Source organism: Chromobacterium paludis (assembly GCF_008275125.1).
Classification (GTDB): domain Bacteria; phylum Pseudomonadota; class Gammaproteobacteria; order Burkholderiales; family Chromobacteriaceae; genus Chromobacterium; species Chromobacterium paludis.
Window position 1 is genome coordinate 501,931 of record NZ_CP043473.1, and the last position, 26,588, is coordinate 528,518.

Here is a 26,588-nt window from a genome sequence, read left to right on the forward strand (position 1 = left end):
GCGCGCGAAGCGCGGCACTACTTGACCCAAGTCAAACGAAATTTTCGATTCCGAATGTAGTATGTGTTCAATATCTAACACGTTACCGGACCCAGCCTAAGTAAGGAGGCCCCAGATGGACGCCATCACTCAAAACGCCGCTCAAGCCAACCCCTGGCGCGATTTCGTCGCCGGCGACTGGCAGAGCAAAGTCGATGTCCGCAACTTCATCCAGCTGAACTACCAGCCGTACGAAGGCGACGACAGCTTCCTGGCTGGCGCCACCGAACGTACCAAGAAGCTGTGGGACACCCTGGGCGAACTGCTGAAGCAGGAACGCGCCAAGGGCGTGCTGGATGTGTCCGCCGACCGCGGCTCCTCCATCACCGCGCATGACGCCGGCTACATCGACCAGGCCAATGAAGTGATCGTCGGCTTGCAGACCGATGCCCCGCTGAAGCGCGCCATCATGCCGAACGGCGGCCTGCGCATGGTCGAAAACGGCCTGGAAGCCTTTGGCTTCAAGCTGGATCCGATGATCAAGGAAGTGTGGGAAAAGTATCGCAAGAGCCACAACCAGGGCGTGTTCGATGTCTACACCCCGGAAATCATGGCCTGCCGCAAGTCCGGCGTGATCACCGGCCTGCCTGACGCCTACGGTCGCGGCCGCATCATCGGCGACTACCGCCGCGTGGCCCTGTACGGCACCGACTTCCTGCGCGCCGAGCGCCAGCAAGTGTTCCACGAACTGGACAACGCCACCTTCACCGACGACGTGATGCGCCTGCGCGAAGAGCTGTCCGAACAATTCCGCGCCCTGGACGAACTGAAGCAGATGGCCGCCAAGTACGGCTTTGACATCAGCCGCCCGGCCGCCACCGCCCGCGAAGCCGTGCAGTGGGTGTACTTTGCCTACCTGGCCGCCGTGAAGGAACAAAACGGCGCCGCCATGTCCTTCGGCCGCGTCTCCACCTTCCTGGACGTGTACATCGAGCGCGACATCGCCGCCGGCGTGCTGAGCGAAGAAGAAGCCCAGGAAATGATCGACGACCTGGTGATCAAGCTGCGCATCGTCCGCTTCCTGCGCACCCCGGAATACGATCAACTGTTCTCCGGCGACCCGACCTGGGTGACCGAATCCATCGGCGGCATGGGCCAAGACGGCCGCACCCTGGTGACCAAGAACAGCTTCCGCTTCCTGAACACCCTGTACAACCTGGGCCCGGCGCCGGAACCGAACCTGACCGTGCTGTGGTCCACCCGCTTCCCGCAAGGCTTCAAGAACTTCTGCGCCAAGGTCTCCATCGACACCAGCGCCATCCAGTACGAAAACGACGATCTGATGCTGCCTTACTGGGGCGACGACTACGGCATCGCCTGCTGCGTGTCGGCGATGAAGATCGGCAAGCAGATGCAGTTCTTCGGCGCCCGCGCCAACCTGGCCAAGGCCATGCTGTACGCGATCAACGGCGGCCGCGACGAGAAATCCGGCGCGCTGGTGGCCAAGGGCTTCGAACCGATCACCGGCGACGTGCTGACCTACGAAGAACTGATGCCCAAGTTCGAGAAGATGATGGACTGGCTGGCCGCCACCTACGTCAAGGCGCTGAACTGTATCCACTACATGCACGACAAGTACGCCTACGAGCGCATCGAGATGGCGCTGCACGATCGCGACATCGTCCGCACCATGGCTTGCGGCATCGCCGGCCTGTCCGTGGCCGCCGACTCGCTGTCCGCCGTCAAGTACGCCAAGGTCCATATCATCCGCAATGAAGACGGCCTGGCGGTCGACTACAAGATCGAAGGCGACTACCCGGCATTCGGCAACAACGACGACCGCGTGGACGACATCGCCGTGTGGCTGACCCAGTCCTTCATGGACCGCATCAAGGCCCAGCCCTACTTCTACCGCGATTCCAAGCCGACCCAGTCGGTGCTGACCATCACCTCCAACGTGGTGTACGGCAAGAAGACCGGCAACACCCCGGACGGCCGCCGCGCCGGCGAACCGTTCTCCCCGGGCGCGAACCCGATGAACGGCCGCGACGTGAAGGGCTTTGTCGCCGCGGGCGCTTCGGTGGCCAAGCTGCCGTACGACTCGGCGCTGGACGGCATCAGCTGGACCGCTTCCGCCACGCCTGACGCGCTGGGCCACACCGCCGAAGAGCGCATCCTGAACCTGGCCAACTGCCTGGACGGCTTCTGCTCCGCGCACCCCACCGAGTTCAGCAGCGCCAACTGCACGCCGTTCGATTGCGAAGGCGGCGAGCGCCACATCGCCGGCGGCGGCTTCCACGTCAACGTCAATGTGTTCAAGCGCGAAACCCTGCTGGACGCGATGGAGCACCCGGAGCTGTACCCGCAGCTGACCATCCGCGTGTCGGGCTATGCCGTGAACTTCATCAAGCTGACCCGCGAGCAGCAGCTGGACGTGATCAACCGCACCTTCCACGGCAAGATGTAAGCTGAAATAGGGTAGGGCGGGCAGCCCGCAAGGCTTGCCCGCGCGGAAACACCATCGCATCAATGGCGGGGCGGTCCGGAAGGAAAGCCCCGCTTTTTTCACCAGATCCACCGGAGATACGGCAATGACCCCACCCATCGCCGCAGACTACACCGCTCAAGCTGTCAGCACCGACACCCTAGGCTATTTGCATTCCACCGAGAGCGGCGCCGGCGTCGATGGCCCCGGCATGCGTTTCGTGTTTTTCACCTCGGGCTGCCAGTTCCGCTGCCTGTACTGCCACAACCCGGACACCTGGAAGCTGCACAACGGCCGCCAGGTGACGGTGGAGCAGGCGCTGGCCGAAGTGGCGCCGTACGCGCGCTTCCTCAAGTTCGCCGGCGGCGTCACCATTTCCGGCGGCGAGCCTTTGATGCAGCATGAGTTCGTCGGCGAATTGTTCCACGAGATCAAGCAGCGCTTCGGCCTGCATACCGCGCTGGACACCCAGGGTTTCCTGCATGAGCGCGTGACGGACGAGTGGTTTGACGACGTGGACCTGGTAATGCTGGACATCAAGCATTCCGACCCGGAAAAGTACCAGGCGCTGACCGGCCAGCCGCTGCAGCCGACGCTGGACTTCGCCCAGCGCCTGAAGCGCCTGGGCAAGAAGATGTGGATACGCTATGTGCTGGTGCCGGGCCTGACCGACGGCGACGCCGACATCGAGAAGCTGGCAGACTTCGTGGCCGATCTCGGCGCTGTGGTGGAAAGGGTGGAGGTATTGCCCTTCCACCAGCTGGGCAAGGACAAATGGGCGCAGCTGGGCATGGAGTATCAGCTGAACGACACGCCCATTCCGACAGCCGAACAGGCCGCGCATGCGCGCGCCTTGTTCGCCAGCCGCGGGCTGAAAGTCACCTGAGTTTCATCGAGCCATTCTCCCTGGCCGCCGCCGCGTATCGCGCTGGCGGCTTTTTTTATCGATGCGCGGCACCATTGCGCCGGCGGCGCGGTCTGTCAGGAATCGAGAAGCAAAGGAGCACGCATGAGCAAGGTTCTGGAAATCTGCGCCGGTTCGCTGGCGTCCTGTCTGGCGGCGCAGCAGGGCGGCGCGCAGCGGGTGGAGCTGTGCGACAACCTGCTGGAGGGCGGCACCACGCCGTCCTATGGCCTGTTGGCGCTGGCGCGCGATAGTCTGGGCATAGAAGTCAACGCGCTGATCCGGCCGCGCGGCGGCGATTTTCTGTATTCGGCGCTGGAGTTCGAGACCATGGCGCGCGATATCGAGCTGTGCCGCAAGCTGGGCGTGGACGGCGTGGTGATAGGCATGCTGACCGAGGACGGCGAGATAGACGGACCGGGCACGCGCGAACTGGCGGGCCTGGCCGGGCCGATGCGCGTGACCTTCCACCGCGCCTTCGACATGGCGCGCGATCCGGAACTAGCCCTGGAAGCCGTGATCGCCTGCGGTTGCCATCGCTTGCTCAGTTCGGGCCAGGCGGCCACGGCGCTGCAAGGCGCGGACTTGCTGTCCCGTTTGCGCGAACAGGCCGGCGAGCGCCTGATCGTGATGCCGGGGGCCGGCGTGCGCGCCGGCAACATCGCCGAACTGGCGCGGCGCAGCGGCTGCCAGGAATTCCACGCTTCCGCTCGCGCCGCCGTGGCCAGCGCCATGCGCTACCGCCGGTCCGGCCTCAGCATGGGCGCGCCGGGCATGGATGAATATATGCGGATGGAGACTTCGGCGGACGAGGTGAGAGCCTTGCGCGCCGCGCTGAATGGCGGCTAAGCGCCGCCGATACCGTCACGCATTCCGCTCAGCAGCGGCGCGGTTTGGGCGAGCGGCGTCAGGGCGTCAGCACCGGATCAAGGTCTTGCTTGCGCAGCCGGGCCGAGGTTTCCTCGTTGATGCCGCTGTCGAGCAATTTCAGCAGTTCCTGGGCGTAGGGGAGCTTGCGGCTGACGAACATATGGTAGTGCGATACCGGCATGCCCGGCACTTCGCGGTAGTCGAAGTCCGGATGGTCCAGATAATTGGTCATGCCTATCTTGGCCATGCCTATCGCCACTTCCTTTTCCTCCGGCACCACGTCGCAATGGCCGGCTTTCAGCTGGGCCATGGCTGCCGCCAGGGTATAGGCCGTCGTGTCTACTTCGCTTGGCTCCACCCCAAACCGTTTATAGGCATAGCCTCGCTGACCGCAGATGCGCAGTTTTTTGAGGTCGCCCATGGCGTTGACCCGCGGCTGGGGGCGAGCGCGGGCGAAGAAGTAGATGCCGGTCGTGTAGTAGTAAGGCTTGCTGATCCAGTAAGCCTGCTCGCGTTCCGGCGTGTTGACGCCGTCCAGCGTCATGTCGAACAGGCCGCTCTTCGCATCGGCCAGACAGCGAACCCAGCTCTTGCGGGTAATCGAGTAGTTTTGCCGCGCGGCGCCGAAGATGGCTTGCAGATAGTCAACCGTGTAGCCGATATTGCGGGCGGTGGCCTGGCCATTCTGGCGCTGGTAATAGAAGAAGGGCGGCCATTCCTCGACATCCACGCAAATCTTGATGGTGGCCGGCAATTGGGCCTGGGCTTGCGGCATGGCGCAGGCCAGCAGGAGGCCCAGGCTGCTTGCGGCGAGTTTGAGCACGGCCATGCGGGCGCTTTCTGGCGGGATGCCCGCCTGGAGAGAGGACGGATACGCCATTCTTTATAAACCGCGTGTCGGCATCTGAGCAAAAGCCGTGTTTCCCATGCGAGGTAAAAAGCATGGCGAAATGACAAGATTAATGGCATAAAAGAGCCATGTTGATCCATGCCGGGGGAGTCTCATGCTTGATTGGTCCAAACCTGTCGCCTGGGGCGGCATCTGCCTGAGCCTGTTCTGTCTGCCGGCCGTGGCCGGCCAAGGCGCGGTGGCGGCGCCGGATGGTTACGGCGCCCGGGGGGCGGCCGATGTGTTGAAAGCCGGCGGCAACGCGGTGGACGCGGCGGTGGCCACGGCCTTCGTTCTGGCCGTCACCTATCCGGAGGCCGGCAATATCGGCGGCGGCGGCTTCATGACGCTCTACCAGGATGGCAAGCCGTATTTCCTCGATTACCGCGAGACCGCGCCGCAGGCCGCCAGCCGCGACATGTATCTGGACGCGGACGGCAAGGTGATGCCGCATCTCAGCCTGGTGGGGCCCCGCGCCGTGGGCGTGCCGGGTACGGTGATGGGCATGTGGGAGGCGCATCGCCGCTTCGGCAAGCTTAAGTGGAGCCAGCTGCTGGCGCCGGCCATCCGCTATGCGGAGGCGGGCTTCACCGTGGCGGATCGGCAGTACCAGTACCGCGGCGAGGCGGTGAAAACCTTTGCGGGCAAAACCAATTTCGCCCAGTACTTCGGCGGCATGCAGGCCGGCAAGACTTTCCGCCAGCCGGAGCTGGCGGCCACGCTGAAGCGCATCGCGCGCCACGGCGCGGCGGACTTTTACCAGGGCAAGACCGCGCGCTTGCTGGCGGCGCAGATGCGGCGCGACGGCGGCCTGATCACCGCGGATGATTTGAAAACCTACCGCGCCCGCTGGCGCGAGCCCATCCGCATAGACTGGCGCGGCAACGTCATCTACACCGCGCCGCCGCCCAGTTCCGGCGGCGTGGCGCTGGCCCAGCTGCTGGCCATCAAGGAGAACCGCGCGGCGGACTTCTCCGGCGTAGCGCTGAACTCCGCGCGCTACATCCACCTGCTGGCGGAGATAGAAAAGCGCGTCTTCGCCGACCGCGCCGACTATTTGGGCGATCCGGACTTTGTCAAAACGCCGGTGGCAGAGCTGATCAGCCCGGCCTATCTGAAGCGCCGCGCCGAGGAGATCCATCCAACCTCGATCTCCGCCACGCCCAATATCCGGCCGGGGCTGGAAAACCATCAGACCACCCACTTCTCCATCGTGGATCGTTGGGGCAACGCGGTGGCCAACACCTATACCCTGAACTTCGACTTCGGCAGCGGCGTGGTGGTCAAGGGCGCGGGCTTCCTGCTCAACGACGAGATGGACGACTTCAGCGCCAAGCCCGGCGTGGCTAACGCCTTTGGCGTGGTGGGCAAGGACGCCAATGCCATCGCGCCGGGCAAGCGCATGCTGTCGTCGATGACGCCCACCATCGTCACCCGCGACGGCAAGGCGACGCTGGTGATCGGCACGCCGGGCGGCTCGCGCATCTTCACCTCCATCTTCCAGGTGCTGAACGATGTCTACGCTTTCGACATGCCGCTGCAGCTGGCGGTGGCGGCGCAGCGCGTGCATCACCAGCTTTTGCCCAAGGACACCATTTATTACGACGAATACGCGCCGTTGTCCGGACCCGTGGCGGACCAGCTCCGGGCCATGGGCTACACGCTGAAGGACCAGGGCTGGCGCATGGGCGACATCCAGGCGGTGCAAGTGGACGGCGGCAAGGCGGAAACCGCGTCCGACCCGCGCGGCCGCGGCGTGGGCATCGTGGTGGATGAGTGAGGCCGGGACGGGTGCGCGGGCGCGATGATTTTCCGCAACAGCAAGAAAGAACAAGCAGATGCAGTACACCACCGTGTTGAGCGATGTGGCGGACGAGGCGGTCCGCGCGGCGATAGGCGCGCCGCTGGCCGCGTATAACGAGAGCCAGATAGGCGGGAGAGACTATCGCCCGCTGGTCATCAGCGTGCAAAACGCGGCTGGTGAAGTAGAGGGAGGCCTGTGGGGCTATACCTGCTTCGGCTGGCTATATACCCAGCTCTTGGCCGCGCCGGCGGCGGCCAGAGGGCAAGGGCTGGGGCAAAGGCTGATGGAGGAGGCGGAGGCTGAAGCCAGAGCGCGCGGCTGCGCCAACGCCTGGGTGGACACCCACAGCTTCCAGGCGCCGGGCTTTTACGAAACGCTGGGTTACCAGCGCTTCGCCGAGCTGGAAGACTATCCGCCCGGCCACAGCCGCATCTTCTATCGCAAGCGTTTGGCTTAGCCGTCCGAGCCGTGGCGGGCGTTTAGTCCAGCCTGTCGTCCGCGATGCGGTAGTGCGGGTCTTCGAAGGCGTCGACTTCCACCATGCCTTTAGCCTTGTCCAGCAAGGCCAGGCAGTCCGGGCTGAGATGGCGCAGGCGCAGCGACTTGCCGGCCTGCTGATAGCGCGCGGCCAGGGCGTCTATGGCCTCGATCGCGGAGTGGTCCGCCACGCGGGCGCGCTTGAACTCGATCACCACCTGGTCGGGATCGGTCTTGGGCGAGAACAGCTCGGCGAAGCGGGCCGTGGAGGCGAAGAACAGGCTGCCTTCCAGCTCGTACACTTTCCAGCCGCGCTCGTCGACGCGCGTCTGGACGGCGATCCGCTTGGCGTGCTGCCAGGCGAAGACCAGGGCGGCGAAAATCACGCCGCACAGCACCGCGATGGCCAAATCGGTCAGCACGGTGATGACGGTGACGCCCACCACGATGATGGCGTCCTGGCGCGGGATGCGGCGCAAGGCCTGCAGGCTGCCCCATTCAAAGGTTTTGGCCGAGACCACGAACATCACGCCGATCAGCGCGGCGAGCGGAATCTTCTCTATCCAGCCGGACAGCAACACGATGAAGCCCAGCAGGAAGAGCGCGGCGACCACGCCGGACAAGCGGTGGCGGGCGCCGTTGCCGATATTGATCATGCTCTGGCCTATCATGGCGCAGCCGCCCATGGTGGCGAAGAAGCCGGCGACGATGTTGGCGGCGCCTTGCGCCAGCGACTCGCGGTTGGGCCGGCCGCGGCTGTCGGTGATCTCGTCCACCAGATTCAGCGTCAGCAGCGACTCCATCAGGCCGATGGCGGCCAGGATCAGCGAGTATGGGACGATGACGCGCAGCGTTTCCAGCGTCAGCGGCACTTGCGGCCAATGCGGCAGCGGCAGGCCGCCGGCGATGGAGCCCATATCGCCTACGGTCTTGGTCTCCAGGCCCAGGCCGGCCACGACCGCGCTGACGATCAGGATGGCGGCCAGCGCGGACGGCACGGCGCGGGTCAGCCGCGGCAGCAGCTCGATGATGGCGATGGTCAGCGCGATCAGCCCGGCCATCGCCAGCAGTGGATGCGGCGCCATCCATGCGCCATGGGTCTTGAAGTGGCCGAACTGGGCCAGGAAGATCACGATGGCCAGGCCGTTGACGAAGCCCAGCATCACCGAGTGCGGCACCATGCGGATGAATTTGCCCAGCCTCAGGGCGCCGAACAACATCTGGAACACGCCCATCAATACTACGCTGGCAAACAGGTATTCCACGCCGTGCTGCAGCACCAGGTTGACCATGACCACGGCCAGCGCGCCGGTGGCGCCGGAAATCATGCCGGGCCGGCCGCCGAACAGCGCGGTGATCAGGCAAATGAAGAAAGCGGCGTACAGGCCGGTCAAGGGGCTGACATGGGCGATCAGCGCGAAGGCGATGGCCTCCGGCACCAGGGCCAGGGCGACGGTGACGCCGCTGAGAACGTCGGTTTTGACAGCGAGGGGGCTCATGGTTCGGGACAAGCGGAGTCTCCATGGGGTGAATGCGCCAGCCATCTCATGATGGCGGAGCGCGAAGGCTGAAACGGCGGGATCGGCGCGCGCGGACGATCGGCGCGGCGCAAGCGGGCTTGAGAGGACTTACATCGGTCTGGCCGGTTGGGGGGAGGGCCGGCATTGTGCAATAAAACGCCGCCCCTGTCGAAGCGGCGGTTTAGGGGCGGGAAGCGGGCGGCTTACATGCGCTGGAACAAGTGGGCGTAGCCGCGGCTCACTTCCAGCGGCTGGGCGTAGCCGCGCAGCTGCAGCAGGAGGCCGCGCTCGTCGCGGCGTACTTGCTCGATGGCGGCCACCCGCACCAGGGTAGCGCGGTGCACCTGCCAGAATTCGTCCGGGTCCAGCTGCGGCAGCAATTCCTTGATGGGCGTGCGGATCAAGGCCTCGCCGCCGGCGGTCTGCACCCGCGTGTATTTCTCATCCGACTGGAAAAACAGCACTTCCTCGGTGGCGATCATGCGCATGGCGCTGCCCACGGTGGCGCGTATCCAGCGCAGATAGGCCGGCTTTTCCAGCTGGCGGCTCAGTTGCTGCAGCGCGGATTGCCAATCCGGTTGCGGCGCCTCGGCGCGGCGTTGCAGCCAGCGCTGGCGCGTGCGCGCCAGGCGCTCATCGTCCACCGGCTTGAGCAGGTAATCGACGGCGCCTTCTTCAAACGCGCGGATGGCGTATTGGTCGTAGGCGGTGACGAAGACTACCGGGCATAGTCCGTCCAGCTCCACCGCGGCGGCGATGCCGGTCAGCACCGGCATGGTGATGTCCAGGAAGGCGATGTCCGGCCGGTGCCGGCGCGCCAGCTCCACCGCCTGGCCGCCGTCATGGGCCTCCGCCGCGATCTCCAGCTCAGGCCAGACCCGCAGCAGGGCGGCGCGCAGTTGTTCGCGCATCAGGCGCTCGTCGTCGGCGATCAGGGCAGTCAGCTTGGACATGGTTCTCTTTCAGGTCAGGGCGAAGGGCAGGGCGATGACGGCGAGCGTGCCGCCGGTTTCGGGCGCCTCCAGTGTCAGTTCCGCTTGCTGTCCGTACAGCATGGCCAGCCTTTCGCGGATATTGGCCAGGCCCATGCCCTGGCCGGGCAATTCCGGGAAGCCCACGCCGTCGTCGAACACGGCCAGCCGCAGCTTGCCGTCCAGCACCTTGGCGTCCACCTCGATGGCGCCGCCCTCGGCCTTGGGCTCCAGGCCGTGCTTGATGGCGTTTTCCACCAGGGTCTGCAGCATCATCACCGGGAAGCGGGCCGCCAAGAGCGACTCCGGCACCTTGAGCCGCACCTGCAGCCGGTCTTCCATCCTCAGCTGCATGATTTCCAGATAGGCGCGCGACAGCTCCAGCTGCTGGCCCAGGCTGGTCTCGCCGGGCGAGTCGCGCCATTCCGGCAGAGAGGAGCGCAGGTAGCGGATCAGCGCCTTCTGCATGGCGATGGCCTGTTGCGGCGCGCTTTCCATCAGTTGGCACACCGAGGACAGGGTGTTGAACAGGAAGTGCGGCTCGATCTGCGCCTGCAGCGCGCTCATGCGCGTTTCCGCCAGCTGGCGCTTGAGCGCTTCCAGCTCCGCTTGCTGTTCCGCCTGTTGGCTGCGGGCGATGGCGCGGTCGGCCAGTTGTTCCGCCTGGCGTTTGCCGCTGGCTAGTATCTTGACCAGGATGGAGACCAGGATCAGCGTCAGCGACAGCAGCGGAACATTGAGGATGCCGCCCAGGATTTGAATCAGCAGGGCTGCCAGGAACAAGCGGCCCCAGCCTATGCGCGCCACGTGGTCGACGAACAGCCACCAGTAGCGCTCCAGGTTTTGCAACTGTCTATCGCTGTTGGACATCGCGTTGGCGCCGTGCTCACTCATGCGCGGCCTCCTCTGCGTTGCCTGCTTGCAGCTTGACCACGATGGAGGTCAGGATCAGCGCCAGGGTCAGCACGGGCAGTTGCAGCAGCGCGCCTAGTATTTGCAGCGGCAGCGCGCTGAGCAGCAGGCGCTTCCAGCTCAACTGCTTCACATAGGCAGCATAGCGCGCCCAATATCCGCGCAGGGCTTGCAGCAGCGGGTCGCCATGGGTTTGCGGCGCGGCGAGCTTATCCATGATGGGCCTCCTTGTGTTGCGGCAGGCGGTGCAGCCGGGCCAGCGGTTTGGCGATGCAGTAGTCCAGCGCCTGCCAGGCCAGCGCGACCGGGACGATCAGCATATTGCAGGCCAGGATGGCCAACAGCAGCAGCAAGGCGCCGCGGCCCCAGTCCAGCTGCGACAGCCAGTGCAGACTGTTGGATAAATACAAAGGCATATGATGGCAGAGCTGGATGATCGAGTCCAACAGCGCGGCGATATCTTGGTAGTTCATGATGCTCTCCTGTGAGTTCGTGTTGTGACTGTAGGTGAGCGGAAACCGGGGCGATATCGGCATGCGACGGACTGCGCAAACGGGAGGATGAGCTGCGTTTGGCGCGGATGAAATGCGAGGCTAGATTGACGGCAGGCTGTACGCGGACGATGACGGGACCCTGGTGACAGGGGCTAAAGATGGAATAATCCGGGCGGATCGCTGCGCTCCAGCTCAAAGCGCAGCAGCGCGGCTTTCAGCGGCAGGCCGCCGGCGTAGCCGGTGAGGCTGCCGTCCGCGCCCAGCACGCGGTGGCAGGGCACGATCAGCGCGATGGGGTTGGCGGCGTTGGCGCGGCCTATGGCGCGGGCGCCGTCCGGATTGCCCAGCGCGCGCGCCAGCTCGCCGTAGCTCATGGTGCAGCCGTAAGGGATGCGCCGCAGCGCTGCCCACACTTGTTGCTGGAACGGCGTGCCGACGGGCGCCAGCGGCAGATCGAAGTCGCGGCGTTCGCCGGCCTCGTATTGCGCCAGTTGGCGCGCTGTCTCGGCCAGCGCCGCGTCGTCGCGCGGGCAGCCGTGCGCGGCCATCTGCTCCGGCGTCGGGTTGAAAATCAGCCGGGTCAGCGCGCCGTCGCGGTTCAGCCAGGCGGCTGCCGGGCCGAAGCGGGTGTCGATCAGGCCGTGGACGGCCGTGCGGGAAGAGGGAGGCATGGTTGGGCGTGTCGTTTGTTTGATGGCTAGGCGCCGCCGGAGACGGCCTCGTCGCAAACTTGTTTCAAGGCGTTTCTGAGCCACTGGTGGGCCGGGTCCGCGTCCATGCGCGGATGCCACAGCATGGAGACGGTGATCTTCGGCACGGCCAGCGGCAGTTCGAAGCGGACCAGGCCTTCCAAAAGGTAGCCGGTGTGGCGCGCGGGGACGGTGGCGATCAGCTCGTCGGCGCGGGCCAGGGCCAGCGCGGCGGAAAAGCCGCCGACGGTGACGGCGATGTCGCGCTGCAGCCCCAAGGCTTGCAGCGCCAGGTCTATGCGGCTGTCTCCTTGATCGCGCCGCGCCACCAGGATGTGGCGGCCGGCGGCGAAGCGCTCGGCGCTGACTGCGCCCCGCGCCAAGGGGTGCGAGGGCCGCACCACGCCGACGAAGCGGTCGCGGAACAGCGCGCGCGCAATCAATTCCGGCCCGGCGGTGTGGCCGATGACGCCGGTTTCCAGGTCTACGTCACCCTTGCGCAGCGCTTCGCTGTCCTTGTCCAGCTTCAAGACGAAACGCAGGCGCAGGCCGGGCGCCTCGGCGGCCAGTTTGGCCAGCAGGGGCGGGCCGAAATTTTCGGCGAAACCGTCGGTGGCGCGCAGCGTGAACGTGCGCCGCAGCGTGGCCAGGTCCAGCGCGGGCTGGGGGCTTAGCGTGGCCAGCGCCTCGCGCAGCAAGGGGCCGGTACGCTCGCGCAATTCCAGCGCGCGCGGCGTGGGCGCCAGGCCGCGGCCGGCGCGGACCAGCAGCGGGTCGCCTGTGGCCTGGCGCAGCCGCGACAAGGCGCGGCTCATCGCGGACGGGCTGAGCCGCAGCCGGCGGGCGGCGCGCGCTACGCTGCCTTCGGCCAGCAGCGCGTCCAGCACGATCAGCAGGTTCAGGTCGGGCAGGTTCATGGCCTCACCCTATCACAGTTACATATGGCGTCGCATGCACTGATTAAGTGCAAACCATGCGTCTTCCGCTGGTGTGATGCCGGGCCTAGGCTTGAGACGGAATCTGAACCTAGGGGAGCGCATCATGGAAGATATTTCGAACCACGGCGGCGCATCGCCGCTTGGGCGCATGGCCAGCTTGTCGCTGGCAGTGTTGTTGGCCGCGCTGGGCACCAGCATCGCCAATGTGGCGCTGCCCACTTTGTCGCTGCGCTTCGGCGTGTCCTTCCAGCAAGTGCAATGGGTGGTGTTGGCGTATTTATTGGCCAGCACCGCCTTGATCGTCGGCGCGGGACGCTTGGGCGATCTGCTGGGGCGGCGACGCTTGCTGCTGGGCGGCTTGCTGCTGTTTGCCGCGGCTTCCTTGGCCGCCGGCCTGGCCTCGTTTCCGGCCTTGATCGCGGCCCGCGCCGCGCAAGGCCTGGGCGCGGCCGTGATGATGGCGTTGAGCATGGCTTTTGTCGCCGACATCCTGCCCAGGGAACGCATCGGGCGGGCCATGGGCTGGCTGGGCGCCATGTCGGCGGTGGGCACGGCGCTGGGGCCTTCGCTGGGCGGCGCGCTGGTTGCGGCCCTGGGCTGGCGCAGCATCTTCTTCTTATTGGCCGCGTTGGCGGTTTTGGCCTACGCGCTGGCGCGGCGCAGCCTGCCGGAGATGGGCCATGTGGCTTCGCGCGGGACGGGCGGCTTCGACCGTCCCGGCACCGTCTTGCTGGCGCTGGCCGCGACCGCCTACGCCATGGCGATGACCACTGGACGCGGCCATTTCGGCGCGCTCAACGCCGCCTGGCTGGCGGCGGCGCTGGCCGGGGGCATGCTCTTCATCTGGCGGCAGCGGCGGGCCGAAGCGCCGCTGCTGCGGCTGGACATGCTGCGCGATCCGACGCTGAGCGGCGGCATGGCGATGAGCGGCCTGGTGGCGACGGTGATGATGGCGACGTTGGTGGTCGGCCCGTTTTATCTGGCGCGCGGCCTGGGGCTGGGCACGGCGGCAGTGGGCTTGGCGATGTCGGCGGGTCCGCTGCTGTCCGCGCTGTCTGGGTTGCCGGCCGGCGCGGCGGTGGACCGTTTCGGCGCGCGCGGGATGGCTTTGACAGGTTTGCTGGCAATGTTGGGCGGCGCTGTGGCCTTGAGTCTGACGCCGGCGGCCAGGGGCGTGCCCGGTTATATCGCCGCGCTGTTGTTGCTGACTGTCGGCTACGCCCAGTTCCAGGCGGCCAATAATACCCAGGTGATGGCCGGCAGCGGAGCGGACAAGCGCGGCCTGGTTTCCGGCCTGCTCAATCTCGCGCGCAATCTGGGCCTGCTGAGCGGGGCCGGGGCGATGGGCGCGGTATTCGCCGCCGCGGCCGGAACGGACAAGCTGGCGACGGCCGCGCCGGACGCCGTCGCCCATGGCATGCACGCGGCCTTCGCCGTCGCGGCAGGCTTGATCGCCTTGGCCTTGGCTATTGCGCTGAGCGCTTGGCGGGCCCCGACGAACGCCGCCGCGGGACGCCGCGCGCAAGGAGGCGCGCGCTAGACGCTTGTCTTGCCGGCGCGGCCGCTTCCGCCTAGCATTTCCTGGCAGGACGCCCATGCCGCTCGGCATGGGCTGGCCGATTGACGGCCGCGCCAGCCGCGGCAAGGGGACACAATGCATGTAATCGCGGATGGCATCGTCGCGCTGGTGGCGCTGTTGCACGTTTATTTCCTGGTGCTGGAAATGTTTCTGTGGGACAAGCCGCTGGGCATGAAGACTTTCCGGCTGACGCCGGAACGGGCGCGCGACACCAAGGTTCTGGCCGCCAACCAGGGTCTGTACAACGGTTTCCTGGCCGCCGGCCTGCTGTGGGGCTTGTCGCTGGGCGCGGCCGGCTTCCAGATCAAACTGTTCTTCCTGGCCTGCGTGCTGGCGGCCGGCGTGTTCGGCGCCGCCACCGTCAACCGGCGCATCTTGTTCGTGCAGGGGCTGCCGGCGGCGGCGGGGCTGGTTTTGCTGCTGCTGGGGCGATAAGCCAGGCTCAGGCCAGTTGGCGATAGATGGCTGCGGCCAATTGGCGCGGATAGTCGCCGAACAGGCCTTCCAGCGCGGTATTGCTGAGCATGACCACGGAGAGCCGGGCGGCGGGATCGACGAAGAAACTGTTGCCGTAGACGCCGCCCCAGCCGAAGGTGCCCACCGCTTGCGGCGCGCTGGCGGCCTCGGGATCGCGCAGCACGCTGAAGCCCAGGCCGAATCCCATGCCCGGTCCGACATCGGTTTCCGCCAGATGGGCGACGGCGTCGCGCGTCATCAGGCCGGCGGACTCGGCTGACAAGATGGGCGCGCCGCCCTGGCGCACCGCTTCCAGAAAACGCAGGTAATCGCGGGCGTTGCCCAACATGCCGCAACCGCCGGACAGGTAGGCGTCGGGATGGAAAGCCCGCGCCGGCTGGTAATGGATGGCGCCGGCGCCGGCGCCGGGCAGGGACAGCCATTCGCTGTCGCGCATCGGTCGCGCCGGCTCTCCCGTTTGTTCGTTGTCGGCATAGGGTTTGGCCAGCCGGGCCGGCTCGTCGATCCGGAAGCGGGTGTCGAGCATGCCCAGCGGGCCGGTGACGTGGCGCGAGACGATGCATTCCAAGTTTTCTCCGCACAAGGCTTCCAGCGCGCCGCCCAATACGTCTGCGGCCAAGGAGTAGGCCCAGGACGCGCCGGGTTCGAATAGCAGCGCCTGCGACGACAGTCGGCACAGATTCTCCTCCAGGCTGAGCACGGACAGATCCAAGCCGTCAGACACGCCGGCGGCGCGATAAGGCTGGTTGTCCGGCAGGCCGAAGCCATAGCGCAGGCCGGCCGTGTGGCTCAGCAGGTGGCGGATGCGGATATCGGCCTCGGCGCCGTCCGGCTGGCGCGGCCGGAAATAGGGCAGCAGCTCGCGCACCGGCAAGTCTAGCGCCAGCGCGCCTTGCTCGATCAAGGCCAGCGCGGCGGCCGATACCAAGGGCTTGGTCATGCTGGCCAGGCGGAACAGCGTGTCCGGGCTTACGGCGACGCCCCGCTCGCGATCCGCCATGCCGGCGTGGCGCTCATAAATCAGCTTGCCATCCAGGGCGATGGCCACGTTGGCGCCGACGATGCGGCCGCTGGCGACGGCCTGGTCGATGACGGCGTCGAGTTCTGGACGCAGTTTGGTTGAGACAGTTTCTGGCAGGGCTGGGGCGTGGAAGCGCATATCGAGTGCGGGCGAAGATTTATGATTATGGAATGATGTGCCCTGACGCGCTGTCAAGGTCAAGCCGTCATACCGTTTATGCCGGATGTTTCTCCAGTTCTTGCAAAAACCTCTCCAGCACCAGATTGGCGCGCCGCCCCCTGCGCACTGCCAGCGCCAGCGGCGCGTCGTAATGGCAGATGTCCGGCAGCAGCGGCCGCATCATGCCCTGGGCCACCCAGCCGGCGGCGAAATGGTCCGGCAGGTAGCCGATGTAGCGGCCGCTGAGGATCAAAAACGCGATGCCTTCGCGGTCGGACGCGGTGGCGGCCGGGCTGAGCCGCTGTTGCAGCGTTTGGCCCTGCGGCGGCAGCCGGTAGGCCGGCGCGACGGCGTCGGCGGCGGCGAGAGCCGCCTCGGTCAAGGCGTGGTCCGGCCGGCTGAACAGCGGATGCTCGCGGCTGCAGTACAGCTGCGAGCGCTCCTCGTACAGCGGCAGGTAGTCCAGGCCTGACAGCGGCTGAATCAGCGGCACCACGCCGGCGTGCAGCTGGCCGTCCAGCAGCCCGGTTTCGATGTCGTTGGGCGTCATCATGCCGATGGAGATTTTCACTTCCGGACCCTGTTCGCTCAGCGCTTTCAGCGCGCCCGTGACGCGCATCTTGGGCATCGTCACCAGATTGTTGACGATGCCGATGTTCAGCTCGCCGCGCAGCTGGCGGTGCAGCAGGTTGACCTCGCTGCGAAAGTCCTCCAGCGCCGCCAGCAGGGTCTGGCTGGCGCGCAGCACCTCGCGGCCCTCGTCTGTCAGCGCGAAGCCGGCGCGTCCGCGCTGGCACAGCCGGATGCCGAGACGTTTTTCCAGGTCTCCCATTTGCAGGCTGATGGCGGAGCGGCTGATGCCCAACACGCCTTCGGCGGCGGAAAAGCCGCCGCACTCGGCCACGGTGCGGAACAGCCGCAGCAGACGGATTTCAAAGTCGCTGACTTGCCCGAGCGTGCGTTTCATAAGTTGAGTTTATATTTATCTGAACGTAAGAAAGATAGCATTTAACTCACGCAATGTCCGCGGCATGCTGTGGGATATCGATGCCAAAGGTGCCCGACATGACCCCGCTCACCACCCGTTCCGAATTCCCCTCTCTCGACCTGCGCGCGCACTGGATGCCGTTCAGCGCCAACCGCAACTTCCAGCGTGATCCGCGGCTGATCGTGGCCGGCGAGGGCAACTATCTGACCGACGCCGACGGCCGCCGCATCTTCGACAGCCTGTCCGGCCTGTGGTGCTGCGGCGCCGGGCACAGCCGCAAGGAGATCGCCGAGGCAGTGTATCGCCAGCTGTCCACGCTGGACTATTCGCCCGGCTTCCAGTTTGGCCACCCGCTGTCGTTCAAGCTGGCCGAGCGCATGGCGGCGATGGCGCCGGGCGATCTGAACCACGTGTTCTTCACCAACTCCGGCTCCGAATGCGCCGACACCACGGTGAAGATGGCGCGCGCCTACTGGCGGCTGAAGGGCCAGGCCTCCAAGACCAAGCTGATCGGCCGCGCCCGCGGCTACCACGGCGTCAATATCGCCGGCACCAGCCTGGGCGGCATCAACGGCAACCGCAAGCTGTTCGGCCCCTTGATGGACGCGGACCACCTGCCGCATACCTTGCTGCCGGCCAACGCCTTCAGCCTCGGCCTGCCGGCGCAGGGCGCGGAGCTGGCCGATGACTTGCTGCGGCTGATCGAGCTGCACGACGCGTCCAATATCGCCGCGGTGATCGTGGAGCCGATGGCCGGTTCCGCCGGCGTCATCGTGCCGCCGCTGGGCTATCTGCAACGCCTGCGGGAGATTTGCACCCAGCACGGCATCCTGCTGATTTTCGACGAGGTGATCACCGGTTTTGGCCGCACCGGCAAGCTGTTCGGCGCGGACTATTTCGGCGTGACGCCGGACATCATGAATGTGGCCAAGCAGCTGACCAACGGCGCGGTGCCTATGGGCGCGGTCATCGCCAGCAGCGAAATCTACGAGGCCTTCATGGCGCAGGGCACGCCGGAATACGCGGTGGAGTTTGCTCATGGCTACACCTATTCCGCGCATCCGGTGGCCTGCGCGGCGGCGCTGGCGGCGCTGGACGTGCTGGAGAACGAAAACCTGGTGGCGAGGGTGGCTGAGCTGGCGCCGCACTTCGAGCGTGGCATCCACGGCCTGAAAGGCCTGCCGCACGTGGCGGATATCCGCAACTGCGGCCTGGCCGGCGCGGTGCAGCTGGCGCCGCGTGGCGGCGACGCCATCGTGCGGCCGTACGAGGCGGCGATGGCGCTGTGGCGCAAGGGTTTCTACGTCCGTTACGGCGGCGACGCGCTGCAGTTCGGCCCGCCGTTCACCACCACGCCGCAAGAGCTGGACAGCCTGTTCGACGCCGTCGGCGAGACGCTGGCCAAGCTGGCCTGAACCGATGTCCCATTCAATAAAAGAGAAGCTGACATGACGACTGTGCAACACCTGATCCACGGCGAGGCCTGCGACGGCGGCAGCCGCCGCGCGCCGGTCTTCAACCCGTCCACCGGCGAAGCCGTCGCCGACGTGCCATTGGCCGACGCCGCCGCCGTGGCGCAGGCGGTGGCGGCCGCGCAGGCGGCGTTCCCGGCCTGGCGCGACACCCCGCCGGCCAAGCGCGCGCAAGTGCTGTTTCGCTTCAAGCAGCTGCTGGAGCGGCATGAGGCCGACATCGTGCCGTTGATCAGCCGCGAGCACGGCAAGACCCTGGAAGACGCCGCCGGCGAGCTGAAGCGCGGCATCGAGAATGTGGAATACGCCTGCGCCGCCCCGGAGCTGCTGAAGGGCGAATACAGCCGCAACGCCGGCCCCGGCATCGACGCCTGGAGCGATTTCCAGCCGCTGGGCGTGGTGGCCGGCATCACCCCGTTCAACTTCCCGGCCATGGTGCCGCTGTGGATGTATCCGCTGGCCATCGCCTGCGGCAATACCTTTGTGCTGAAGCCATCTGAGCGCGACCCCAGCTCCACGCTGCTGATCGCCCGTTTGCTGCATGAAGCCGGCCTGCCCCCTGGCGTGCTCAACGTGGTGCACGGCGACAAGGAGGCGGTGGACGCGCTGCTGGCCGCGCCGGAGGTCAAGGCCGTCAGCTTCGTCGGCTCCACGCCCATCGCCGAATACATCTACGCCGAGGGCAGCCGCCGCGGGAAGCGGGTGCAGGCCTTGGGCGGCGCCAAGAACCACGCGGTGGTGTTGCCGGACGCAGATCTCGACAACGCCGCCAGCGCCTTGATGGGCGCGGCCTATGGCTCCTGCGGCGAGCGCTGCATGGCCATCTCCGTGGCCGTCTGCGTCGGCGATCAGGCGGCCGACGCGCTGATCGCCAAGCTGACGCCGCAGATCCAGGCCTTGAAAGTGGGGCCGGGCACCTCGCCGGGCCTGGACATGGGCCCGCTGGTGACGCGCGCCCATCTGGACAAGGTCAGCGGCTACATCGCCGACGGCGTGGCGGCCGGAGCGGAGCTGGTGGTGGACGGGCGGGGCATCGCGGTGCCGGGACATGAGGGCGGCTTCTTCCTTGGCGGCTGCCTGTTTGACCGCGTGACGCCGGACATGCGCATCTATCGGGAAGAAATCTTCGGCCCGGTGCTGTGCGTGGTGCGCGTGAACAGCTTGGAAGAGGCCATCGCGCTGATCAACGCCCACGAATACGGCAATGGCACCTGCATCTTCACCCGCGACGGCGAGGCGGCGCGCTTGTTCGCCGATACGGTGGAAGTGGGCATGGTGGGCATCAACGTGCCGTTGCCGGTGCCGGTGGCTTACCACAGCTTCGGCGGCTGGAAGCGGTCGCTGTTCGGCGACTTGCACGCTTATGGCCCGGACGGCGTGCGCTTTTACACCCGGCGCAAGGCAATCACCCAGCGTTGGCCGCAGCGCGCCAGCCACGAGGCCTCGCAGTTCGCGTTTCCCAGCTTGTAGCCTGGCGTAGGCTTTCCCCCTCTCCCCAACCCCTCTCCCACGGGGGGAGAGGGGCTCACAGGCGGTTGGCGTAATCCGGGTCATGGCCTAGCGTGTGCTGGGATATGGCTGGGGCGATGAGTCGGTTCCGGACCGGAGGGCAACCCTGCCGGCATTCCGCCCTCTCTCCTTGCGGGAGCGGGGCCGGGGGAGAGGGGCGGTTTACCGCGCATGCGCTATGCTGACATTCCCAATGTCATGAGCCAGGAGCCGCCATGCCGAACACGATACGTCTGCACCGCGTGCTGAGCGCGCCGCCGGCGCGCGTCTACCGCGCCTTCCTCGATCCGCTGGCCCTGGCCAAGTGGCTGCCGCCGGAGGGATTCGTCTGCCAGGTGTTGGAGCACGATGCCCGCGTCGGCGGCGCTTACAAGATGGAGTTCACCGCCTTCTCCAGCGGGCGGAAGCATGCCTTCGGCGGCCGTTATCTGGAGCTGGCCGAGGGCGAGCGCATCCGTTACAGCGACCGCTTCGACGACGCCGGCTTGCCGGGCGAGATGGTTACCACCATCGTCTTGCAGGCGTTGGACTGCGGCGCCGACCTGTCTATCGTCCAGGAGGGCATTCCCGACGCGATTCCGCCGGAAAACTGCTACCTGGGCTGGCAGCAGTCGTTGAATCAATTGGCCCAGCTGGTGGAGACCGATACCGGCGCTTGAGCGGTTGTTTGCAAGCGTCAGCCAAAAAGGAGGCATCGTCTAAGCGTGGCCAACAAAAATCAGTTTTGCGTCTGTGGCAAGTCGGCGCAACGCCGCGTCAGGATTTTTGTTAGCGACGCTAAGGTGTGATGCAAAGCAAAAGGCCGGGAAACGCCGGCCTTTTTTTACAAGCATCGTTTTAGTTGGCTGGCACCCACGGATCGCCGGCGGTGGGCACGCTGCCCTGTGTCCACCACTTGGCGCAGTATTTCTTGCCCTGATACAGCGCGCAGGCGCCGCCGTTATAGATGGCTCCGGCAGACCAGTTCTGCAGATTGCCGCCTTGCTGCTGCCAGACGGCGGCCTGGCCCGGCGTGTCGCCCTGGGTCCACCATTGCGCCTTCCAGGTGGCGCCGGCGTAGCTGACCAGGTTGCCGGACTGGTAGATCTGGGTGGCCGACCATGCCTGGCCGTTGACCGGGCCGCCGTTGCCGGAACTGCCGCCGCCGTAGCTCGGGTCTTGCGTCACGCCGCTGCCCCAGTGGTTTTGGGCGGCGGTTTTGAACACATTGCTGAAGGCGTAGGCGGTTTGGCTGATGCCAGAGCACGCGGGGCCGACGTTGGCGGCGTTGCCGGGGCAGGCCTGATCGCGGCTGACGGACCACATGGCCAGCGTGCCGATGCCGTTGCCGGAGGCAAAAGCCGCCAGACTGGCGGCATTGGCCAGGGTGAAGGTTTCCGGCCGGGTGTCGTTGAGGCCGACCATGGGCGTGACGCCTATCTTGGCCCACAGCTGGGGGGCGGAGAGCGTCTGGCCGCGGGCCTGGTATGCCGCGTCCAGCTGGCCGTACAGAGCCTGGGCCGCCTGTTTGGCCGCCGCGCCCATATCGCTGTTGCGCTGGCCATAGTCCATCGCCATCACATTGACGGTGTCGAGCGCGGTTCCGCTCTTCAGCGCCGCGTTCAGCACATTGAGCCCGTCCTGGGTCAGGCCATAGGGCATCACCGGCAGGGTCAGCGACACATGCAGCGTCTTGCCCTTGGCTTGGTAGCTTTTCTGCAGCGCGGCCACGGCGGCGAAATTGCGCTGGTTGGCCGCGGCGTCGGTCTGGGCGGTGCCTTCAATGTCGAAATCGATGCGGTTGAGCTGGTAAGCGTCCAGCGCCTTTTGATAAGCGGCTTGCAGCGCGGCGGGCGTGGCGCAGGCTTGCTGCAGCGGCAAGCCGTTGGCGCCGCCAAAGGACAGCATCACCTCGCCGCCCTTGGCGCGGAAGTTGGCGATGCCGGAGGCGATGGCCGCCATTTGCGTGTCGGCGGCGTTGCCGGGAATCGGCATCACGCCGCCCCAGGACGGGTTGCAGCCATTCTGGGCGGTGACGAAGGCGAGCGTGAATTGCTGGATGCCCTGGGTGACGCCGATTTTGTCGATTTGCGGCGTCGGCCACAGCGTGACATCCACATAGGGAGCGAACACGCCGGCTTGGACCATGGGGCTGGCGAGGCCGGCCAGGGCGGCGGCCAGCGCGGGGAGGGCGATGGAGGGTTTCATTGGGTCGATACCTTAAGCAATGCGCCGCCGCGGCAGCGTTATGTTTATTTGATTTATAAAAAACGCTGATATTTTTCAGCTTTGCTTAATGTACTCGTTTGTGGTGAAACCTCAACGGCTTTAATGACAAAACGCGCCTCATGCGAGGCGCGTTTGGGGCGAGGAATGCGGCGGGCTAGTCCAAAGGCCAGGGCATGGATTTGGGCAAGGCCTCTTCCGTTTGCGGCGCGGGCGCCGGCGCGGCTTCGGTATCCACCGTCCGCCACCAGGCATGGGCGCGTTCGGCATGGGCCGGCTCCATGGCCTCGCCCAGCCGCGGCATCAACAGGCGGGTGTCGTGGCGCTCGGCGTGGGCCAGCAGCGCTTCCGCCGGCGCGTCCCAGGCGTGCATGGCCAGGTTGAAGGTGCCCCAGTGCACCGGCAGGAAGGCGCCGCCGCCCAGCAGCTCCAGCGCCTTCAGCGCATTGTCCGGCCCCAGGTGGATGTCGCCCCAGGCCGGATGGTGGGCGCCCACTTCCAGCATCACCAGATCGAACGCGCCCATGCGCTCGCGGATTTCCGCAAACTGGCCGGTCAGGCCGGTATCTCCGCTGAAAAACACGGAATGCTTGGGCGTGCGGATGGACAACGAGGACCACAGCGTGGCGTTGCGGTCTTTCAGGCCGCGGCCGGAGAAATGCTGCGACGGCGTGGCGGTGACGGTGAGTTCGGAGCCGGGATGCTGGTAGCTTTCCCACCAGTCCAGCTCGACGATGCGCTCCGGCGCCACGCCGAAGGCTTCCAAATGCGCGCCCACGCCCAGCGAGGTGACGAAGGGCACGGTTGTCTTGGCCAGCTCGCGTATCGTGGGATAGTCCAGGTGGTCGTAGTGGTCATGCGAGACCAGCACCAGGTCCAGCGGCGGCAGCTCTTTCAGCTTCACCGGCGCCGGCTGGAAACGCTTGGGGCCGGCCAGCCGCGTCGGCGAGGCGCGCGGCCCCCATACCGGGTCGGTCAGCAGCCTGAGGCCGTTGATTTCTATCAAGACGCTGGAGTGGCCCAGCCAGGTGGCGCGCAGGCCGGATTCTGCCGGTTTGCGCCAGGCATGGCGCGGGTCCAGCGCCGGCAAATGGCCGCTGGGCACGCGCCGCTCGCCGCCGCACAAAAAATCCTTCAGCGACGGCATTTTCACATTGGGGTCGCGCAGGCCGGGCGCGATGGGATAAACATTGCGGAAACCGTCGCCCGCCCACATCGGGGAGGCGCGCATCCTGTCCAGCCGCGCGCCGGCCGCTTTCTTGCCAAGTGCCTTCATCGCTTTCCTTTTCATGGATATCGCCGCCGGGCGGCTGATGTCGAACACTGTAAATAAGCGCGCTGGCCGCGTCGAGCTTGGACCGGCAACTTGCGGCATGGTTGCGTGGAGATGGACGGTGGAATGAGACGGAGCGACTAGAATGAAAAGCCGGCTTGAGGAGGCCGGGTGGACAGGCTGGGGGACCGAATGAGCGCATTGGAAGAAACGCTGTTGCGGCTGTGCCGGCAGGAGGATCTGCCTGATATCGCCGTGTTGGACATGCTGCAAGTTCAAAGGCAACGTCATCCCCGCGCCAGCCTGATGTATTGGGCGGTAGCGGATTTCAGCCTGCCGTCCACCGAACCCAGGCTGTTCGTGTTCGACACGCTGGAGGGCTCGGTCCAGCGTTTTCTGGTAGCGCATGGCCGCGGATCCGTCGTGGACGATGAACTGCGTTGGAGCCGGCGTTTTTCCGATGAGGCGGGCTCGCTCGCATCCTGCCTGGGCGTATGCCGCGCTTCGGATACCTTTTTCGGCCCGCATGGCCTGTCCTTGCGGCTGGACGGCATGGGCAAGGACAACGCCGGCATGCGGGCGCGCAACCTGTCCATGCATGGCGCGGATTACGCGTCGCAAGATTATCTTCGTCAGAACGGCGTCTTGGGGTGTTCAGACGGCAGCCTGGCGATAGACCCGCAATACAGCGTGGGCTTGATCAATATGCTGCAAGGCGGCTCTTACATCCATTGCATTGCCACGCATGGTTGACTCGCGGCGAGTCGGACTCAACGGCGCATTGAGGTCGGGCGCAGATTTCGAATGCCAAGCGTTGCCCGGTAAGCTGGCATGCGAAGATTCCACGGCAGAGTTACATTGCCAGAATTCCAACAAGAAGTTTCCAGACAAATTAAGTCCGAGAGCAAGCCACTGGTCCAGCTCACGCATGGCCCGGGTATTTCCAAGTAGACGCTCGCCAACTGGCGCAGAGCCCACAAGGCCGGCAAGTTGACCGGCGGCACGGGTAAGCCGATCACGCACGAACAGATGGGGCTCACTCGCCTGCGTGCCGAGAAATAGGGGGGCGGACCTCGTATAATTTCATCTGGTGGAGTTGATGGAAATTGTGGTCTGTCCCTTATTTTCAGGGCAGGTTGTGTTTACTGGGAAGAAGCCATGATAGGAGTTTGGTATGAACGTTTATGAAGCACTTAATGCAATGTCAGACCTTTCTGGAAAGTTGGTGACAATTGAAGCCATCTTTGTAATGAAAGGAGATGTTGGATACGTGGTTTCTAGTAAAGATGATATTGAAACAAGGGGTAAGGCAATCTATCTGGATGTGCCGGAGTTAAAGAAAATACTTTTAGCTAAAGTTCCTGCATTTGGTGGTGGTCTGTATAGCTATTGTAATGAAGCTGTGATTGAAGGGGTATTGATTGCCAAGGCTAATGATGCGTTCTCTAGTGCGTTGGTTGAGGTGAGACAGCTGGATGTGTATGTGTGTGGTGAGAGAATGGTAGCCATTCCATAAGGAATTTTAACTTGGGCATGGCTTATAAAGTATGGCCTATTCTGATTTTCTTAGTCCAATGTTTGTCATAAGAAGTTGTGGTGTTTTACATGATTTATTTTGGGCTGAAAAATTGTAATAATGGAATGAATTTTTAAAATAGATGCTATGGTGTTTGGGAGTGTGGGGAAAATTTATCAAGAATCATATGGTCTGTGGGTTTTAGAGTTTTTTACCGCGTACCCCGGATAACTGATTGATGTTTTATTTGTGACGAGTTGGCTGCATCGTGGCGGAACTCCCGGCTTTGCCGGGATTCCTCCCTGCGGGTCATGTCTATGATGGCGGTGTGGCGGCGCTTGCTGAGTGGTTTGGATGCTGCTGTATCGCGTACCTGGGATATCTACACGATAGCCAGTCCTGCAGGCAAGCCGCCGCGGTTTTCGATAATGTTTTAGTTCAGTCCGTCCAGGCTGTAATTGGCGGGGACCCAGGTGTATGCCTTGCCGGCGCGGCGGACATGGCCGAAGCCGGGGAAGGAGACGTGGGCGGGGGCGACCCAATAGCCTTGCCGGGCGGCATCGGCCAGCGCCTTGCGCCGCAGCTGGATGGCGGCCGGCGAGTCCACGTCGAAGCGGATGGCCACTTCGGGGTGGGCAAACTGCGCGGCCTGGGCGTGGATCACGTCTCCCCAAAACTGCATGCGCTGGCCTTCGCTTTGCGCCTCATAAAAGGCGTGGCCTGGCGTATGGCCCGGCGCGGCGATGGCGCGGATGCCGGGGAAGAGCTCGGCGCCGTAAGCGAAGGTTTTGACTCGGCCGGCCGCCAGGTAAGGGGCAAGCGAGGCCTGAGCCTGGTCGAAGCCCTTGCGCTGGTCGAAGCCCGATTGGCCATCGGCTTTCATCCCGGCCTTATTGGCCGGATGCAGCCAGAAATCCGCCTCTTTCTCGCTGAGATAGACGTCTGCGTTGGGGAAGACCGCCTTGCCGGCCTCGGTGAGGCCGCCGGAATGATCTAGATGCACATGGGTCAGCAATACCGCGTCTATGTCTTCCGGCTTGTAACCGGCGGCGCGGATATTGGCCGGCAACTGTCCCGCTACCTTAGGCCCGAATAGATGACCGGCGCCGGTGTCCACCAGCAGCAGCTTGGAGCCGGTATTGATCAGGAAAGCATTGATCGAGGTTTCCGCCTGCGAGGGTTTCTGGAAGTCTTCGGTCAGCAAGCGCTGCACCTGTTCCGGATGCTCGCTGGTCAGCAGCTTGTCCAGCGGGACCTTCACCGTGCCGTCGGACAGGGCGGTGATTTCGAACTGGCCCAGCATCATCCGGTAATAACCGGGCGCCTGGACGCGCAACTGCGGCGCGGCGGCGTAGGCGGGACTGGCCGGCAACAGCGCGGCGGCGGGGAGGGCCATGCCCAGGCTGGCGACGAGGGCGGAGAGGGCGCGAAGGCGTTGGAAAGTCATGCTGGCTCCT

25 protein-coding genes are annotated in these 26,588 nt (G+C 65.3%); 12 read left to right on the forward strand and 13 right to left on the reverse strand.

All coding sequences use genetic code 11. From position 1 onward, the window contains the following. The first annotated feature begins 115 nt into the window (after window positions 1-115). The 3 genes from pflB (at window position 116) to FYK34_RS02370 (ending at window position 4,217) form a co-directional block, all read left to right on the forward strand. Window positions 116-2,446, forward strand: coding sequence for a formate C-acetyltransferase (gene pflB, locus FYK34_RS02360; RefSeq protein WP_149294880.1), 2,331 nt, complete (start codon window positions 116-118; stop codon window positions 2,444-2,446). Window positions 2,447-2,570: 124 nt separating this feature from the next. Further along, complete coding sequence (gene pflA, locus FYK34_RS02365; RefSeq protein ID WP_149294881.1) at window positions 2,571-3,350, forward strand: pyruvate formate-lyase-activating protein; 780 nt, start codon at window positions 2,571-2,573, stop codon at window positions 3,348-3,350. A gap of 123 nt (window positions 3,351-3,473) precedes the next feature. Continuing rightward, window positions 3,474-4,217 (forward strand): copper homeostasis protein CutC, encoded by a 744-nt coding sequence (locus FYK34_RS02370; RefSeq protein WP_149294882.1) that lies wholly within the window; start codon window positions 3,474-3,476, stop codon window positions 4,215-4,217. A gap of 58 nt (window positions 4,218-4,275) precedes the next feature. Here FYK34_RS02370 and FYK34_RS02375 read toward each other — a convergent pair whose 3' ends face one another. Further along, on the reverse strand, window positions 4,276-5,067 hold the full coding sequence (locus FYK34_RS02375; RefSeq protein ID WP_168209621.1) for a substrate-binding periplasmic protein: 792 nt from the start codon (window positions 5,065-5,067) through the stop codon (window positions 4,276-4,278). A 175-nt stretch (window positions 5,068-5,242) separates the two neighbouring features. Between FYK34_RS02375 and ggt the strand changes: the two genes are divergently transcribed. After that, entirely contained in the window at window positions 5,243-6,907 is a 1,665-nt protein-coding gene (ggt, locus tag FYK34_RS02380; protein ID WP_149294884.1) for a gamma-glutamyltransferase, read from the forward strand. A 58-nt stretch (window positions 6,908-6,965) separates the two neighbouring features. Further along, entirely contained in the window at window positions 6,966-7,388 is a 423-nt protein-coding gene (locus FYK34_RS02385) for a GNAT family N-acetyltransferase (RefSeq protein ID WP_149294885.1), read from the forward strand. Window positions 7,389-7,410: 22 nt separating this feature from the next. Here FYK34_RS02385 and FYK34_RS02390 read toward each other — a convergent pair whose 3' ends face one another. From FYK34_RS02390 to FYK34_RS02420, 7 genes are all read right to left on the reverse strand, one after another. After that, window positions 7,411-8,919 carry a SulP family inorganic anion transporter gene (locus FYK34_RS02390; RefSeq protein WP_231137352.1) on the reverse strand — a complete coding sequence of 503 codons (1,509 nt, stop codon included), beginning with the start codon at window positions 8,917-8,919 and terminating at the stop codon, window positions 7,411-7,413. A gap of 212 nt (window positions 8,920-9,131) precedes the next feature. Further along, on the reverse strand, window positions 9,132-9,881 hold the full coding sequence (locus tag FYK34_RS02395; RefSeq protein ID WP_149294886.1) for a LytR/AlgR family response regulator transcription factor: 750 nt from the start codon (window positions 9,879-9,881) through the stop codon (window positions 9,132-9,134). Window positions 9,882-9,890: 9 nt separating this feature from the next. Then, window positions 9,891-10,793: a sensor histidine kinase gene (locus FYK34_RS02400; protein ID WP_149294887.1), complete on the reverse strand. Its 903-nt coding sequence runs from the start codon at window positions 10,791-10,793 to the stop codon at window positions 9,891-9,893. Further along, on the reverse strand, window positions 10,786-11,028 hold the full coding sequence (locus tag FYK34_RS02405) for a hypothetical protein (protein WP_149294888.1): 243 nt from the start codon (window positions 11,026-11,028) through the stop codon (window positions 10,786-10,788). Before FYK34_RS02405 ends, FYK34_RS02400 begins: the two co-directional genes overlap by 8 nt. Further along, window positions 11,021-11,284 (reverse strand): hypothetical protein, encoded by a 264-nt coding sequence (locus tag FYK34_RS02410; RefSeq protein ID WP_149294889.1) that lies wholly within the window; start codon window positions 11,282-11,284, stop codon window positions 11,021-11,023. The genes FYK34_RS02405 and FYK34_RS02410 overlap by 8 nt, the downstream gene beginning before the upstream one ends. 173 nt (window positions 11,285-11,457) lie before the next feature. Further along, entirely contained in the window at window positions 11,458-11,976 is a 519-nt protein-coding gene (locus FYK34_RS02415) for a methylated-DNA--[protein]-cysteine S-methyltransferase (protein ID WP_149294890.1), read from the reverse strand. 26 nt (window positions 11,977-12,002) lie between these two features. Further along, window positions 12,003-12,911, reverse strand: a complete 909-nt coding sequence (locus FYK34_RS02420; RefSeq protein WP_149294891.1) for a LysR family transcriptional regulator — start codon at window positions 12,909-12,911, stop codon at window positions 12,003-12,005. Between the two features lie 124 nt (window positions 12,912-13,035). On the opposite strand from FYK34_RS02420, the gene FYK34_RS02425 reads away from it, so the two are divergent. Continuing rightward, window positions 13,036-14,472, forward strand: a complete 1,437-nt coding sequence (locus tag FYK34_RS02425) for an MFS transporter (RefSeq protein ID WP_149294892.1) — start codon at window positions 13,036-13,038, stop codon at window positions 14,470-14,472. Between the two features lie 114 nt (window positions 14,473-14,586). Next, complete coding sequence (locus FYK34_RS02430; protein WP_149294893.1) at window positions 14,587-14,946, forward strand: DUF1304 domain-containing protein; 360 nt, start codon at window positions 14,587-14,589, stop codon at window positions 14,944-14,946. 7 nt (window positions 14,947-14,953) lie between these two features. On the opposite strand, the gene FYK34_RS02435 is transcribed toward FYK34_RS02430, so the two are convergent. After that, complete coding sequence (locus FYK34_RS02435; RefSeq protein ID WP_149294894.1) at window positions 14,954-16,147, reverse strand: serine hydrolase domain-containing protein; 1,194 nt, start codon at window positions 16,145-16,147, stop codon at window positions 14,954-14,956. Window positions 16,148-16,223: 76 nt separating this feature from the next. Beyond that, a complete protein-coding gene (locus FYK34_RS02440; protein ID WP_149294895.1) occupies window positions 16,224-17,135 on the reverse strand; it encodes a LysR family transcriptional regulator in 912 nt (303 codons plus the stop codon). Between the two features lie 98 nt (window positions 17,136-17,233). Between FYK34_RS02440 and FYK34_RS02445 the strand changes: the two genes are divergently transcribed. The 3 genes from FYK34_RS02445 (at window position 17,234) to FYK34_RS02455 (ending at window position 20,796) form a co-directional block, all read left to right on the forward strand. After that, window positions 17,234-18,571, forward strand: a complete 1,338-nt coding sequence (locus FYK34_RS02445) for an aspartate aminotransferase family protein (protein WP_149294896.1) — start codon at window positions 17,234-17,236, stop codon at window positions 18,569-18,571. 33 nt (window positions 18,572-18,604) lie between these two features. After that, a complete protein-coding gene (locus FYK34_RS02450) occupies window positions 18,605-20,098 on the forward strand; it encodes a CoA-acylating methylmalonate-semialdehyde dehydrogenase (RefSeq protein ID WP_149294897.1) in 1,494 nt (497 codons plus the stop codon). A 254-nt stretch (window positions 20,099-20,352) separates the two neighbouring features. Continuing rightward, window positions 20,353-20,796, forward strand: a complete 444-nt coding sequence (locus tag FYK34_RS02455) for an SRPBCC family protein (RefSeq protein ID WP_149294898.1) — start codon at window positions 20,353-20,355, stop codon at window positions 20,794-20,796. A 178-nt stretch (window positions 20,797-20,974) separates the two neighbouring features. On the opposite strand, the gene FYK34_RS02460 is transcribed toward FYK34_RS02455, so the two are convergent. Then, a complete protein-coding gene (locus FYK34_RS02460; RefSeq protein WP_149294899.1) occupies window positions 20,975-22,324 on the reverse strand; it encodes a chitinase in 1,350 nt (449 codons plus the stop codon). A 175-nt stretch (window positions 22,325-22,499) separates the two neighbouring features. After that, window positions 22,500-23,618, reverse strand: coding sequence for an MBL fold metallo-hydrolase (locus FYK34_RS02465; protein WP_149294900.1), 1,119 nt, complete (start codon window positions 23,616-23,618; stop codon window positions 22,500-22,502). Window positions 23,619-23,807: 189 nt separating this feature from the next. Here FYK34_RS02465 and FYK34_RS02470 point away from each other — a divergent pair, with 189 nt between their 5' ends. Beyond that, the gene (locus FYK34_RS02470) at window positions 23,808-24,368 is read left to right on the forward strand and encodes a murein L,D-transpeptidase catalytic domain-containing protein (RefSeq protein ID WP_149294901.1); all 561 of its coding nucleotides are present in this window, start codon (window positions 23,808-23,810) and stop codon (window positions 24,366-24,368) included. A gap of 421 nt (window positions 24,369-24,789) precedes the next feature. Next, window positions 24,790-25,131 carry a hypothetical protein gene (locus FYK34_RS02475; protein ID WP_149294902.1) on the forward strand — a complete coding sequence of 114 codons (342 nt, stop codon included), beginning with the start codon at window positions 24,790-24,792 and terminating at the stop codon, window positions 25,129-25,131. A gap of 433 nt (window positions 25,132-25,564) precedes the next feature. Here the strand turns inward: FYK34_RS02475 and FYK34_RS02480 are convergent, their stop codons facing one another. Further along, window positions 25,565-26,578 carry an MBL fold metallo-hydrolase gene (locus FYK34_RS02480; RefSeq protein WP_231137353.1) on the reverse strand — a complete coding sequence of 338 codons (1,014 nt, stop codon included), beginning with the start codon at window positions 26,576-26,578 and terminating at the stop codon, window positions 25,565-25,567. Window positions 26,579-26,588 lie beyond the last annotated feature (10 nt).